The organism is Stenotrophomonas sp. ATCM1_4, from assembly GCF_004348115.1.
GTDB lineage: Bacteria > Pseudomonadota > Gammaproteobacteria > Xanthomonadales > Xanthomonadaceae > Stenotrophomonas > Stenotrophomonas capsici.
Genome location: NZ_QPFB01000001.1, coordinates 2,227,353 through 2,242,258, shown reverse-complemented (window position 1 = coordinate 2,242,258; position 14,906 = coordinate 2,227,353). Strand labels below are relative to the sequence as shown.

Genomic DNA, 14,906 nt, shown 5'->3' with positions numbered 1-14,906 from the left:
GCCTGACACCGACGGGAGTGTCGATGGTCGTGGGGGTGTAAGGAAAACTCCTACGAGCCCCTATTTCCGCTGTTTTCCCCTGTCGGCACGCATGGCATGCCCGGGAGCATCATTGCAATCGCGCATCGCGATGCATGCGCATATTCGGCAAGAACAAAATGTTTTCCATATGTGTGACGTCAATCGCCATTTCACATAAAGCTCTTACGGAGCGTGCCGTTTTTTTTTGTCAGTATCCGCTTCAAGCGCCGCGCAACGCGGATGCTCTGGAAACGCGAATTACGCTTTGTTGCTGGTTTCAGATCGTGCGTGACGGGGTTGCGGCCGGAGGTGCCAGGCCGCAGACGGGGAATCGGACTTCTGGAGCGGATCCCAGAGGGATCCCGCAAAGGCGTGGACATGGATGCGATTGCGGACGGGAACGGATTGAAATCGTTCGACCTGGCGGCGTTGGGCAGCACCCTGCGCGTCTGTCACGTGGAGCTGGTGCTGCTGGACGACCAGCCCCCCACGGCCGCGGTGACCTCGTTCGTGCACGACCAGGCCTTGCTGTGCACCTTCCAGATCGGCGCGCGCGCGCGCGGCCGCTTCGTGCTGCCGCTGGACTGGTGCCTGCTCGGCTGCCTGCAGAGCGTCGACGCCGAGGCCAGTTGGTGCCATGGGGTGCCGTTGACCTCCGGCAACATCATCTCGGTCATGCCCGAAGGCGTCACCGAGTTCGCGTTGGGGGCGGGCAGCAAGGTCACTTTCGTGCTGGTGCCGCTCAAGCGCTTCGAGGAGCGTGCCACCGCCGCGCGCCTGGGCGGACTGGGTGAAGGCGGCAACGTGCCGTTGGTCAGCGGGCGCACGCACGTGCCGCTGCAGGCGTACTACGAAGGGCTGCACGAACGCATCTGCGAAGGCGAGATCTCCGGCGACGAGATCGACGCGATGCTCGAGGCGCACGTGCGCGAGATCGTCGCCAACGGTTCGCCCGAACGGGTCTCGTGCAGCCGCAGCCGGCGCGCGCGCTACCTGATCTTCCGCCGTGCCGAGGACATGATGTACGCCAACCTGCGCCGGCACATCTACATGCAGGAGCTGTGCGACGCGGCCGGCGTGAGCGAGCGGGCGCTGCGCTATGCCTTCGAGGAGCTGGTCGGCATCTCGCCGGTGCGCTACCTGTCCATGCTGCGCCTGTGCGAGGCCTGCCGCAGCCTGTCCAATGCCGACGCGGGGCGAAAGTCGGTCAAGTCGATCGCGCTCAGCTGCGGCCTGTGGGACCTGTCGCGCTTCGCCGACAACTACCGCCGCGTGTTCGGCGAGCTGCCCAGCGAAACACTCATGCGCGGCACTTATTCGAACAGCTGAGTGCACGTTCGTCCGGAATGTGCGGTCCATCAAACTTGGCGGGACGTTGCCGAATAGGTGCATTGCACTGCCGGTAACGCGCAACGCTTTGCCAATTGCCGGCATGGATGTGCCGGATGCGGGTAAGGGACGTTGTGTTTCAGCGCTGTACTGGCCTCACGCAAACGGATCGTCCAAGCCCGGGACGGTTCCTACCAGAGGCCCCTGCCATGAATCGCATCTATCGATTGATCTGGAACCGCACCCTCAACGCCTACGTGGTCGGCTCGGAGCTGACCGCGGCGCATGGCAAGCGCAGCGGCGCGAACTGCCTGTTGCCCCCCTGGTCGGTGGCCATGGTGGGCGCCGGTGGCTTGCTGGCCCTGGGGCTCGCCGGTGCGGCACACGCCACCGACGCGCGGCTGGATGATCTGCAGTCGCTGGTCGCCAAGTACAGCCAGACCGACGCGCACAGCATCGTCGCCAGCGCCCTGCCGGTCGGCGGCGTACAGGCGCGCGTCAACGCGACGGTGGCGGTGCAGCTGCCGGCGCCGGTGGCTGTGCAGGTGAAGGTGCCGGTGCAGGCACGGTTGCAGGTCGCACCGACCCGCATTGGCGCGGGACTGTCGGTCGGCGCGCGCGCCACGCATGGCCATGCCGCCCCATCGGTATCGGCGACGACCGCGGCGCTGGCCACGGTGGCGTCGGCGGCCGGCGCGATCAAGGCCGGTGTGGGCGGAACGGCCCTGCTGCAGGTGTCGGCGCCGACGTCCGGGGCACCGGGCCATGGCGGACTGCTGGGGCTGGGCAACGTGCTGTTGCCGGGCAAGGAAGAAGGTGGCAACCCGGTACGCGCGGTGACCGGCGCCACGGTCAGCGCGGTCGAGGAACTGACCGGCGGCCTGCTGCAGGGGGCCGGCATCGGTGCGCTGGTGGACGGCGTGGTCAACGGCGCGACGCCGGTGGCGAACAGCACCGGCCATACGGCGGCAGGCGTGCTGGCCGGAGTGACGGGCTCCGGTGCGCTGGGTGCGGGCGTGGATCACACCGTCGGCGCACTCACCAGCGGCCTTGAAAACACGAGTGGCGCGCTGGCGCAGGGCCATGTGGTCGGCACCGTCAACCATGCATTGGCGACGGTTGACGGCACCATCGCCGCGGCCTTGCACGGTACTGGCAGCGCGCTGGGCGGCATCACCGGGTCGGCATCCGGCGTCGCCGGGCTCACCGGCGCGGCAGGCCACGTCACCCACGGGGTGATCGGTGGCGTGTCGCATGTGGTCAGCAGCCTGGGGAACGGCACGTCGGGTGGCGGCTCTGCCGGTCCTGGCGGGCTGACCGGTGTGATCGGTGGTTTGACGGGGGGCTTGACCAGCGGTGGTGCAGGCGAGGGCGCGGGCCTGGGCGGGTTGACCGGCGTGATCGGTGGCCTGACCGGCGGCCTGGGCGGCGGCGCAGGCCATGGCCTGATCGCGGCAGTCGGCACGCCGGTGGATGGCGTGGTCGATGGCGTCGCGCCGGTGCTCAATGGCGCGGGTGGCGCGCTGGGCCATGTCGTGGGCGGCGTGACCGGTTCGGCCGGATTGGGAACCGGCGTGACCGCCACGGTGGGTACGCTGACCGGCGGCCTGCAGAACACCACCGCTGCACTGGCACAAGGCAATGTGCAGGGCACGGTGCAGCACCTGGCCGGCACGGTACAGGGCACGGTCTCCACGCTGGTGGGCGCGGTCGGCGATGCCGGCGGCAGCGGTGGCGGTCTGGGTGGGTTGACCGGTGTGATCGGTGGCCTGACCGGCGGCCTGGGCGGCGGTGCAGGCCATGGCCTGATCGCGGCGGTCGGCACGCCGCTGGATGGCGTGGTCGATGGCGTCGCGCCGATGCTCAATGGCGCGGGCGGCGCGCTGGGCCATGTCGTGGGCGGCGTGACCGGTTCGGCCGGGTTGGGAACCGGCGTGACCGCCACGGTGGGTACGCTGACCGGCGGGCTGCAGAACACCACCGGTGCGTTGGCACAAGGCAATTTGCAGGGCACGGTGCAGCATCTGGCCGGCACGGTACAGGGCACGGTCTCCACGCTGGTGGGCGCGGTCGGCGATGCCGGCGGCAGCGGTGGCGGTCTGGGTGGGTTGACCGGTGTGATCGGTGGCCTGACCGGCGGCCTGGGCGGCGGCGCAGGCCATGGCCTGGTCGCGGCGGTCGGCACGCCGGTGGATGGCGTGGTCGATGGCGTCGCGCCGGTGCTCAATGGCGCGGGTGGCGCGCTGGGCCATGTCGTGGGCGGCGTGACCGGTTCGGCCGGGTTGGGAGCCGGCGTGAGCGCCACGGTCGGTACGCTGACCGGCGGGCTGCAGAACACCACTGGTGCATTGGCACAAGGTGACGTGCAGGAAACCGTGCAGCACCTGGTGGGGACGGTGGGCGGTACCGTCTCGACCCTGCTGGGTGCGGTGGGTGGTGCGGCCGGCGGCAACGGGAATGGTGGCGCCGGCGCGGGGCTTGGCGGTCTGGGCAACGTCGTCGGTGGACTGACCGGCGCGGTGACGGGTCTGCTGGGCCAACTTGGCGGTGGTAGCGGCGGCACGACGCCCACTTCACCGGGCCAGGCGGTGACCGACGGGATTGGCGGCGTGGTCGATCTCACCGGTGGCTTGGTGGCGCAGACCGGCGTGGGGGGTGTGGTGGACGGCGTGGTGGATGGGGCAGCACCGGTGGTCAACGGGGCGGGCGCGGCAGTGGGAGGGCTGGTCGGCGGCCTCACCGGGTCAACCTCACTGGGCAACGGCGTCAGCGGCACGGTCGGCGCACTGACCGGTGGCCTGCAGAACACGACCGGCGCGCTCGCCCAAGGCGACCTGACCGGGACCGTGCAGAGCGCGTTGGGAACCGTCAACACCACGGCCGGCACCCTGCTGGGCGCGGTCGGAAGCACGCTGGGCGGGATCACCGGTTCGGCATCCGGGGTCAATGGCCTGACCAATCTGCTGACGGGCGTGACCGGCGGCGTGACCGGTGGGTTGTCCAATGTCGTCGGCCAGCTCACCGGCAATCCGGCGCCCACCTCGAATGCGCCGCCACCGGCGGGCCCGAGCGGCCTGGTGGTCGGCAACGGCGGCCTGGTGGGAACGGTCGGGCAGCTGATCGGGCCGACCGCCACCTCGCTGTTCGGCGGCAGTGGCTACACCCAGAACGGCAGCCTGACGATCAACAACGTCAACTTCGCGCAGGCCTATTCGACGCTCGAGGTCGCAGGGCTGCCGGTGGTCAACCTCAGCCCGGTGGGCGAACTGCTCGACGGCGCGGGCAGCGCCATCACCGGCGGCAATTCGCACCTGACCCTGATCGGTGGCGTGACCTCCGACAGCTACATCACCAACATCAACAACGGCGCGGCCGGTGGCCTGCTGGGCCTGCTGCTTCCCGACAGCGCGCCGGACTGGGCGTCGGACTGCCTGAACCTGGTGGGGATCATCAAGGACAAGTGCTGGGCCGTGCCGGCCGCGCAGGACTACCAGGTGCTGATCGGCGACGGTGCCTACGCCAACGGCTCCAAGGAGGTGGTGATCGGCACCAATGCGCGGCACGAGCTGGCGCAGCAGAACGCCAGCCAGGTCTTCGTCGACGCCAATGGCGTGATGACCGGCGTGCCCACCGCCGATTACGACGCGCGCCAGGGCCAGTCGGTGGTGATCGGTGACAGTGCGCTGGGTACAGCCAACGCACAGACCCTGCTCGGTGCCGGTGCAACGTCCAACAAGGCCAACAGCGTGGCGATGGGCTACAAGTCCAATGCCGACCGCGGTGGGCTGGACAACTACAGCGCATTCGGCCTCACCGCGGCGCAGACCTCGATCGGCGAAGTGGCGGTCGGCTCGGCCGGCCGCGAGCGGCAGATCACCCACGTCGCGGCCGGTAGCCAGGCCACCGACGCGGTCAACCTCGCCCAGCTGCAGGGCGCGCTGTCGCAGATCAACACGATCGAGCAGAACGCGGTGCTGTACGACACCGATGCCAATGACGTGGCCGACTACGGCCATGTGACCCTGGGCGGTGGCAATGCGCCGAACGGCACGGTGGTCTCGAACCTGGCCGCGGGCCAGCTCAGCGCCACCAGCACCGAGGCGGTGAACGGTGCACAGCTGTTCGGCATCGGCCAGTCGATGGCGAGCTATCTGGGCGGCGGCTCCACCTTCAGTGTGGCGGGAGTGCTGTCCGCGCCGTCCTACGTGCTGAATGAAATCGGCGCGAACTGGCAGCTGACCTCGGCCACCTTCGGCAACATCGGCGCAGCGTTCAGTTCGATCAGCCAGTCGCTGGCCAACCTGGCCACCGGGACCAATCCCAACCCCGGCAGCAATCCGCTGGCGGTGGAATACACCCCCGATGGCGCCGGCAACCCGACCAACGTGGTCGCGCTGAAGGGGGATGGCAGCGGTGCGGCGGTGGCAGTGCGCAACGTGGCCGAGGGCAGCGTCGTGGCCGGCAGCCGCGATGCGATCAACGGCGGCCAGCTGGCCACCACCAACGAGGCGCTCGCCTCGGCCATTGGCGGCACCCTGCAGTACAACAGCACCACCGGCCAATGGTCCTCGGCGAGCTTCACCGTCAATTCGATCAATGCCAGTGGCGGGACCAACCAGCAGGTGCTGGACAATGTGACCGATGCATTGGCAGTGATGGACGGCTCCATCGTCAACGTCAACAAGCGCATCGACAACATCCAGAACGGTGGCGCGGGCAATGCCTACTTCTCGGTGAACTCGACCAAGGCGGCGGCCTCGGCCACCGGCCAGGATGCCGTCGCCGCCGGCCCTCAGGCCACCGCCAGCGGTACCCAGGCGGTGGCGATCGGCAACGGCGCCAACGCGTCGGCAGCCAACAGCGTGGCGCTGGGCGCAGGCTCGGTGGCCGACCGTGCCAACACCGTCTCGGTGGGCGCGACCGGCGCCGAACGCCAGGTCACCCATGTCGCCGACGGCAGCCAGGCCACCGATGCGGTCAACCTGCGCCAGCTGCAGGCATCGCAGGAAGGCACGGTGCGCTACGACAAGAACACCGACGGCAGCACCAACTACGCCAGCGTGACCATGGGCAAGGCCGGAACCTCCACGGTGATCCACAACGTGGCCACCGGCGTGGCACCCACCGATGCGGTGAACGTCGCACAACTCAACAAGGGCATGGGGGACGTGATGGACTGGTCCAGGAACTACACCGATCAGCGCTTCAACAGCATCTCGCGCGACATCAAGCGCGTGGATGACCGCGCCTCGGCCGGCATCGCCTCGGCGATGGCGATGGCCGGCCTGCCGCAGCCTTCGGAGGCAGGCAAGCGCATGGCTTCGTTCGCGGCCAGCACCTTCCATGGCGAATCCAGCATGGCGGTGGGCGTGTCCGGGGTCTCCGATGGCGGGCGCTGGATCTACAAGCTCAGCGGCTCGGCCAATACCCGCGGCGATGGCGGCGTGACCGTCGGCGCCGGCTTCCAGTGGTGATGGCATGCAACCTGCCGGTGCCTGGCACCGGCTTCCGGACAACAGCGCCTGGGCGCGGGGGAAGTCATGAACAGCAAATGGTCGGTACTGGCGCTGGTGGTGGCACTGGCGGCCTGCAGCAGCAAGGGTGAGGTGCGCGAGCGGGGGTTCCCGGATCCTGCACGGGCATACCCGGCCGGCGGCACCTACGTGAACCTGGACAACCTGCGCCAATATGCGACGGGCATGAACAAGCACCAGGTGCAGACGCTGCTGGGCACGCCGCATTTCAACGAAGGCCTATGGGGGGTGCGGGAGTGGAACTACCTGTTCAACTTCCGGCGGGCGGTAGGGGCCACGCCGGTGCAATGCCAGTTCCAGGTAACGTTCGACCACGACGGCGTGGCGGTGGGCCACGCGTGGCAGCCTGAAAGCTGTGCCGCCCTGCTCGAACCCGCTCCCGCACCACCCCCACCCGCACCACCGCCGCCACCGGTTGCGCCGGCGCCGTTGCGGATCGCCGCCGATGCCCTGTTCGCCTTCGACAGCGCCAAGCTTTCGGATGCCGGCAAAGCACGGCTGGCCGAGGTGGCCAGCACCGTGCGCGGGCAGGGCGCGGGCATGGACCTGACCGTGATCGGCTACACCGATCGCATCGGCAGCGATGCCTACAACATGGACCTGTCACAGCGCCGCGCCGCGGCGGTGCGCGGATACCTGGTCGAACAGGGCATCCCGGCCGGGTCGATCCGTGCCGAAGGACGCGGCAGCGCCGAGCCGTTGGTCCAGTGCAACGATGGCGGCCGGGCGGCGTTGGTGGCTTGCCTGGCACCGAACCGCCGCGTGGAGATCGCCGGCATCGGCAACTGACGGGGCAGGGCTGGAACGGGGGGAAGGAACGGCCGGCAATCCGTGCGATTGCCGGCCGCTGCCTTCACAATGACGCCGATGGTCGCCGCGTTCCGCGGGCGACCCGGGTCAGACAGGGTGCGTGGTGGCGTCGAGCAGGAAACAGATGTGGGGCTGGGCCGGTCCGGTCGCGGCGGTGGTGTGGCTGCTGGCCGTGTTCGGCTTCGGCATGCGCCTGGAGGGGTACGACCAGCTGCGGCATCCGGTGTCGCTGCTGGGCGCGCATGGCGTCCCCGGCGGCACCGCCTTCAGCATGCTGGGTTTCGTGCTGCCCGGCATCCTTGCTGCCGCGGCTGCGCTTGATCTGGCGCTGCGCATGCCGGTGACTGCCCCGCGCGCATTGCGGGTGGGCGGGCAGATGCTGCTGCTGGCCGCGGTGGCGTTCGCCGCGATGGGCCTGTTGCCGCTGGACGTGGAAGACATCGAGAACCGCGCCAGCCAGTACCACGCCAGCGCCTGGCTGCTGTGGCTGGTGGGCTTCAGTGCCGGTGCGCTCGCATTGCGCCTTGGCAGTGCCCGGGACGCGGCCTGGCGGCCGCTGGCCAACCTCGCGGTGGGGTGTGCGCTGTGGAGCCTGTGCAGCGCGTTCCTGTTCGAGATCGCCCTGCCGGTCGCCATGGCCCAGCGCCTGGCCTTCCTGGGCTGGCTGGTCTGGCTGCTGGGCGCGGCACGCCTGGCGCCAGCGCGCGGTTGAGCCCGGCTGACGCGAAAACCGGCCAACAGGCCGTGGGGCGTACATCGCAGGCTTGTTGAAACCATTGCGATATCAATGACCTGCGTTTGTCCCGCGGACAGCGGAGGGGACTGGATTGGAGTGCCATGATGCACTGCGGTACCCTTTGCGGCTTTGCCGTTGCCCAGCGTTGCCATGTCCAGCGTCGAACCCACTATGTACGATCCCCAGCAGGTTGAATCCGCCGCCCAGAAATTCTGGGAGGACACGCGTGCCTTCGAGGTCAGCGAGACCTCGGACAAGCCCAAGTACTACTGCCTGTCGATGCTCCCGTACCCGTCCGGTGCGCTGCACATGGGCCACGTGCGCAACTACACCATCGGCGACGTCATCAGCCGCTACAAGCGCATGACCGGCCACAACGTGCTGCAGCCGATGGGCTGGGACGCGTTCGGCCTGCCGGCCGAGAATGCCGCGATCAAGAACAAGACTGCGCCGGCCAAGTGGACCTACGCCAACATCGACCACATGCGTGGCCAGTTCAAGGCGATGGGTTATGCGATCGACTGGTCGCGCGAGTTCGCCACCTGCACGCCGGACTACTACGTCCACGAGCAGCGCATGTTCACCCGCCTGATGCGCAAGGGCCTGGCCTACCGCCGCAACTCGGTGGTGAACTGGGACCCGGTCGACAACACCGTGCTGGCCAACGAGCAGGTCATCGACGGCCGTGGCTGGCGCTCCGGCGCCCTGGTCGAGAAGCGCGAGATCCCGCAGTGGTTCCTGCGCATCACCGACTACGCCCAGGAACTGCTGGACGGCCTGGACGAGCTGCCGGGCTGGCCGGATTCGGTCAAGACCATGCAGCGCAACTGGATCGGCCGCTCCGAAGGCCTGGAAATCCAGTTCGACGTGCGTGACATGGATGGCGCCGCGCTGGACCCGCTGCGCGTGTTCACCACCCGCCCGGACACGGTGATGGGCGTGAGCTTCGTCTCCATCGCCGGCGAGCACCCGCTGGCCCTGCACGCCGCCAAGAGCAACCCGGCGCTGGCCGCGATGCTGGCCGAGCTGAAGCAGGGCGGCGTGTCCGAGGCTGAACTGGAAACCCAGGAAAAGCGCGGCATGGACACCGGCCTGAAGGCCATCCATCCGGTCAGCGGCGAGCAGGTGCCGATCTGGGTCGCCAACTTCGTGCTGATGGGCTACGGCACCGGCGCGGTGATGGCCGTGCCGGGCCATGACCAGCGCGACTTCGAGTTCGCCAGCAAGTATGACCTGCCCAAGAAGCAGGTCATCGCGCTCAAGCACCCGAAGAACGACGACGAGCGCAGCTACGACCCGACCCGCTGGCAGGACTGGTACGGAGACAAGACCCGCGAGACCGAGCTGGTCAACTCGGCCGAGTTCGACGGCCTGGACTTCCAGGGCGCCTTCGAGGCACTGGCCGAGCGCTTCGAGCGCAAGGCCCAGGGCCAGCGTCGCGTCAATTACCGCCTGCGCGACTGGGGCGTGAGCCGCCAGCGCTATTGGGGCTGCCCGATCCCGGTGATCTACTGCGACAGCTGTGGCGCGGTGCCGGTGCCGGAAGACCAGTTGCCGGTGGTGCTGCCGGAGGATGTCACCCTCAACGGCACCGGTTCGCCGCTCAAGGCCGACCTGGAATGGCGCAAGACCACCTGCCCGGAATGCGGCGGCGTGGCCGAGCGCGAGACCGACACCTTCGACACCTTCATGGAGTCGAGCTGGTACTACGCGCGCTACACCTCGCCGGGTGCACGCGAGGCCGTGGACAAGCGCGGCAACTACTGGCTGCCGGTGGACCAGTACATCGGTGGCATCGAGCACGCCATCCTGCACCTGATGTATTTCCGCTTCTTCCACAAGCTGCTGCGCGATGCACGCATGGTGGAGAGCAACGAGCCGGCGCAGAACCTGTTGTGCCAGGGCATGGTCATCGCCGAAACCTTCTACCGCCAGAACAGCGACGGTTCCAAGGACTGGTTCAACCCGGCCGACGTGGACGTGGTGCGCGACGAGCGCGGCCGCATCACCGGTGCCACCCTGCGTGGCGATGGCCAGCCGGTGGTGATCGGCGGCACCGAGAAGATGTCCAAGTCCAAGAACAACGGCGTCGATCCGCAGGCGATGGTGGCCAAGTACGGCGCCGACACCGTGCGCCTGTTCTCGATGTTCGCCGCGCCGCCGGAGCAATCGCTGGAGTGGAACGAGGCCGGCGTGGATGGCATGTCCCGCTTCCTGCGCCGCCTGTGGACGATGGTGCACAAGCATGCCGCCGACGGCAGCGCGCCGGCACTGGACGTTGCGGCGCTGAACGCCGAGCAGAAGGCGATCCGTCGCAAGACCCACGAGACGATCGGCAAGGTCGGTGACGACTATGGTCGCCGCCACGCCTTCAACACCGCCATCGCCGCGGTGATGGAGCTGCTCAACGCGCTGGCCAAGTTCGACGATGCCAGCGCGCAGGGCCGCGCGGTGCGCCAGGAGGCCCTGCAGGCCACCGTGCTGCTGCTGAACCCGATCACCCCGCATGCCTGCCACGCGATGTGGCAGCTGCTGGGCAACGCGCAGACCCTGCTGGAAGACCAGCCGTTCCCGCAGGCCGACGCCGCGGCATTGGTCAAGGACGCGCTGACCCTGGCCGTGCAGGTCAATGGCAAGCTGCGTGGCACGATCGAAGTGGCCGCCGATGCCCCGCGCGAGCTGATCGAGGCCGTGGCCAAGGAAGAGCCGAACACGGCCAAGTTCCTGGAAGGTCTGGCCATCCGCAAGGTGATCATCGTTCCGGGCAAGATCGTCAACATCGTCGCGGCCTGAGCGGCCGTGATGACCTGTTACCCGCGGTGACGCCGCGGGTACCGGTGTTCCCGTGGACGGGGCAGGGTGAAGGCTTCACGCCTGCAGCCCTGGCCGGCAGCGGGCGTGGTTTCATTGGCGCTCACGCGCGATGCGCGATGATGCGGGCCGCTTTCTATTGCCGCTCCCGGCCGGCTCCGCCAGACTGTGCCCATGACCCGAACCCTGATTGCCCTGATTCTCGCCACCGGCCTGACCGGCTGTGGTTTCCATCTGCGCAACACGCTGACCCTGCCGGCGGACACGCCTGCGGTCCGCGTCGATTCGAGCGTGCGCTACAGCGAGCTGGTGAAGCTGCTCAACCGGGGCCTGCATGCATCCGGTGCCACCGTGATCCAGAGCGACGGTTCGCCGCCGCGCAAGAGCGACCAGTTCGCCCGCCTGCAGGTGCGTTCCGAGCGCTGGGGCGACCTGCCGATCGCCATCGACGCGCAGGGCCGTGCACAGGAGTACAGCCTGCGTTATGCAGTGGTGTTCGGCTTCTACCGCCCGGATGGCTCGACCATCGTGCCGGAGCAGGCAATCGAACTGTCGCGCGACTACGTGTCTCCGCCAGAAGATGCGTCCGGTACCACCACCGAGCGTGAAATCCTGGCCGACGAGCTCCGCCGCGAGATGTCGGCCTCGATCCTGCGCCGCATCGACAGCGTCGTCCGCGCCGATGCCGAGAAACTCAAGGCTGCGCCCCCGGCTCCCCCGGCAGACGGCAAGGGCGATGCCCATTGAGCGCCCCGGAATGACTGCGCTGCGGGCGTGGCGGGGCTGAGCGGTGGAACTGCGTCCTGAACAGCTTGCCGGGCAGGTCGGTGGTCAACCGCTGGCACCGGTCTACCTGATCGCCGGCCCCGAGCTGCTGCGCGTGATCGAAGCCGCCGACGCGGTGCGCGCCCGCGCCCGCGCCGAGGGCATCGGCGAACGCGAGGTGTTCGATGCCGACGGCCGCGATTTCGACTGGGGACAGCTGTCTTCGAGCTTCAACGCGCCCAGCCTGTTCAGTGCGCGCCGCCTGGTCGAACTGCGCCTGCCCAGCGGCAAGCCGGGCAAGGAGGGCGCCGAGGTCATCAGTGATTTCTGCGCACAGCCGCCGCCGGATGTGGTGCTGCTGATCACCGCCGGCGAGTGGGGCAAGGCGCACCAGGGCAAATGGACCGAAGCGGTCAGCCGCATCGGTGTGCTCTCGGTGGCCTGGGCGATCAAGCCACATGAACTGGGGGACTGGATCGAGCGCCGCTTGCGGGCCAAGGGCCTGCGCGCCGATCCGGCCGCCGTGCAGCGGTTGAGCGAGCGGGTGGAAGGCAACCTGCTGGCTGCCGCGCAGGAAATCGACAAGCTGGCGCTGCTCGCCGAAGGGCAGGCGCTGGACGTGGCGAAGATGGAATCGCTGGTGGCCGATGCCGCCCGCTACGACGTGTTCAGGCTCAGCGAGGCTACCTTCGCCGGGCAGCCGCAGGCCGTGCTGCGCATGCTCGCCGGCCTGCGTGGCGAAGGCGAGGCCGTGGCCGCGCTGATGCCGATCCTGATCCGTGAACTGCTGCTCACCGCAGGCCTTGCCCGAGTACAGGCCAGCGGCGGCAACCTGGCCGGCGAGATGAAGGCCAAGGGCATCTGGGAGTCGCGCCAGGCACCGTTCAAGAGGGCCCTGCAGCGCCACCCGGACCCCAAGCGCTGGGAGCGCTTCGTCGCCGAGGCCTCGCTGGTTGACCGCATGGCCAAGGGGCGCGCCGAAGGTGATCCGTGGCTGGCGCTGGAGCGCCTGCTGGTGGCCGTGTCCGAAGCACGCGCGGTGCGCCTGCTGGCACGGGTGCGCTGACATGCGGCAAGCCGGCCGTGAAGGCGGGCTGCTGGTGTTCTACGGCGGCACGTTCGACCCGATCCACAACGGCCACCTGGCCATCGCCCGGTGCGCCGCGCAGGAGCTGCAGGTGCCGGTGCGGCTGATGCCGGCGGCCGATCCGCCGCACCGCGCGCCGCCGGGCGCCGATGCGCAGACCCGTACGGCGATGCTGGAGCGGGCGGTCGCCGATGATCCGGCGTTGCGCGTGGACCGGCGTGAGCTGGAGCGGGCCCGGCGCCTGCCCGGCGTGCCGTCGTGGACGGTGGATACGCTGCGCGAACTGCGGGCCGAACAGGGACCGCAACGGCCGCTGGCGCTGCTGATGGGCGCGGACAGCCTGCTGGGCCTGCCCACCTGGCATGAATGGGAATCCCTGCTGCCACTGGCCCACATCGTGGTGGCCGACCGTCCGGGCAGCGCACTGGAGGATGGACTGCCCGAGCCGCTGGCCAGCCACCTGCGCCAGGCCTGGGCCAGCGGCCCGGAGGTACTGGCCGCCTTGCCTGGCGGGCGGGTCTGGCGGCTGCGCCAACCGCTGCAGGGCGAGTCCGCCACCGCCGTGCGCGCGCTGATCGCCAGCGGCGGGAACTGGCGGCCCCTGGTGCCCGCAGCGGTGGCCGCCTACATCCAGGCACGGGGCCTGTATGGCTGCACCTCCACGCAGTGAATGCCGGCAGCGGCCGGGTTCTCTATAATCGTCCCCTTATTCATCGAGTTATGCCGCTTTGAGCACCGAAGCCCAAGTCATCAAGACCCAACTGCCCAGCCCGCCGCCGTCCGTCCCGGCCCTGCTGGCGTCCGTTCACGCCGCACTGGAAGAGATCAAGGCCAAGGATGCGGTGGAGATCGACGTGCGCGGCAAGTCCAGCGTCGCCGATTACCTGGTGATCGCTTCGGGCACCTCGACCCGCCACGTCAAGTCCATCGGTGACGAAGTGGTGCGTTTTGCCAAGGAACTGGGCGTGATGCCGCTGGGCGTGGAAGGCGAGCGCGAAGCGGAATGGGTGCTGGTGGACCTGGGCGACGTCATCGTCCACGTGATGCTGCCGCGCGTGCGCGAGTTCTATGCACTGGAGCGCCTGTGGACGGTGGGTGACCAGCCGCCGTCGGACGACGAGGACGCGCAGCAGGGCTGATCGCCCCGCCGTAGCAGCCATGACGGCGCCGCAGGGCGCCGTTTCCATTTGACCCCGCCGCGCCGGAGCGTGTCGATGAAAGCCAAGTTGATTGCCACCGGCGAACGTGCGCCGTCCTGGGTCGCGCAGGGCTTCGCCGAATACCAGAAGCGCCTGTCGCACTGGTTGCCGCTGGAGCTGGTCGAGATCGAGCCGGGCCTGCGTGGCAAGGGGAGGGACCCGAAGCGCGCGATCGAGGACGAGGGCAAGCGCGTGTTGGCGGCGTTGCCGAAGAATCCCTATGTGGTCGCGCTGGACGTACCGGGCCGGCAGCTCAGTTCCGAGCAGTTGGCGCAACGCCTGGAGCATTGGCGTTCGCAGGGGCGCGACCTGGCATTCCTGATCGGCGGCCCGGAAGGACATGCGGCCGAGGTATCGGCGGTGGCCGATGAAAAGTGGTCGATCGGTCCGTTGACCTTGCCGCACATGCTGGTGCGGCTGGTGGTGGCCGAGCAGTTGTATCGCGCGGCGGCGATGTTGGCCAACCACCCCTACCATCGCGCGTGATTAGCGTATAGAATGCGCCTCCCCGCCCGAATAGCTCAGCCGGTTAGAGCACTTGACTGTTAATCAGGGGGTCGTTGGTTCGAGTCCAACTTCGGGCGCCAGATTCAAAAAAAAAAGCCGCGAGCAAT

General features: G+C 68.7%; 10 protein-coding genes and 1 tRNA gene. All 11 read left to right on the top strand.

Annotation, left to right across the window (positions count from 1 at the left end):
* Positions 1-426: 426 nt before the first annotated feature.
* Positions 427-1,350, top strand: coding sequence for a helix-turn-helix domain-containing protein (locus ATCM_RS10240; protein WP_225591575.1), 924 nt, complete (start codon positions 427-429; stop codon positions 1,348-1,350).
* 209 nt (positions 1,351-1,559) lie between these two features.
* On the top strand, positions 1,560-6,824 hold the full coding sequence (locus ATCM_RS19440) for an ESPR-type extended signal peptide-containing protein (RefSeq protein ID WP_132864431.1): 5,265 nt from the start codon (positions 1,560-1,562) through the stop codon (positions 6,822-6,824).
* Positions 6,825-6,890: 66 nt separating this feature from the next.
* Positions 6,891-7,673: an OmpA family protein gene (locus ATCM_RS10230; RefSeq protein ID WP_132864430.1), complete on the top strand. Its 783-nt coding sequence runs from the start codon at positions 6,891-6,893 to the stop codon at positions 7,671-7,673.
* 145 nt (positions 7,674-7,818) lie between these two features.
* Entirely contained in the window at positions 7,819-8,406 is a 588-nt protein-coding gene (locus tag ATCM_RS10225) for a DUF998 domain-containing protein (RefSeq protein ID WP_132864429.1), read from the top strand.
* Positions 8,407-8,580: 174 nt separating this feature from the next.
* Entirely contained in the window at positions 8,581-11,223 is a 2,643-nt protein-coding gene (gene leuS, locus ATCM_RS10220) for a leucine--tRNA ligase (RefSeq protein WP_132864428.1), read from the top strand.
* Between the two features lie 192 nt (positions 11,224-11,415).
* The gene (gene lptE, locus ATCM_RS10215) at positions 11,416-11,988 is read left to right on the top strand and encodes an LPS assembly lipoprotein LptE (protein WP_132864427.1); all 573 of its coding nucleotides are present in this window, start codon (positions 11,416-11,418) and stop codon (positions 11,986-11,988) included.
* A gap of 43 nt (positions 11,989-12,031) precedes the next feature.
* A complete protein-coding gene (gene holA / locus ATCM_RS10210) occupies positions 12,032-13,072 on the top strand; it encodes a DNA polymerase III subunit delta (protein ID WP_132864426.1) in 1,041 nt (346 codons plus the stop codon).
* Position 13,073: 1 nt separating this feature from the next.
* Positions 13,074-13,763 (top strand): nicotinate-nucleotide adenylyltransferase, encoded by a 690-nt coding sequence (nadD, locus tag ATCM_RS10205; protein ID WP_132864425.1) that lies wholly within the window; start codon positions 13,074-13,076, stop codon positions 13,761-13,763.
* 58 nt (positions 13,764-13,821) lie between these two features.
* The gene (gene rsfS / locus ATCM_RS10200; RefSeq protein WP_132864424.1) at positions 13,822-14,232 is read left to right on the top strand and encodes a ribosome silencing factor; all 411 of its coding nucleotides are present in this window, start codon (positions 13,822-13,824) and stop codon (positions 14,230-14,232) included.
* A 75-nt stretch (positions 14,233-14,307) separates the two neighbouring features.
* Positions 14,308-14,778, top strand: a complete 471-nt coding sequence (rlmH, locus tag ATCM_RS10195) for a 23S rRNA (pseudouridine(1915)-N(3))-methyltransferase RlmH (RefSeq protein ID WP_132864423.1) — start codon at positions 14,308-14,310, stop codon at positions 14,776-14,778.
* A gap of 24 nt (positions 14,779-14,802) precedes the next feature.
* A tRNA-Asn gene (locus ATCM_RS10190) sits at positions 14,803-14,879 on the top strand.
* Positions 14,880-14,906: the final 27 nt, after the last annotated feature.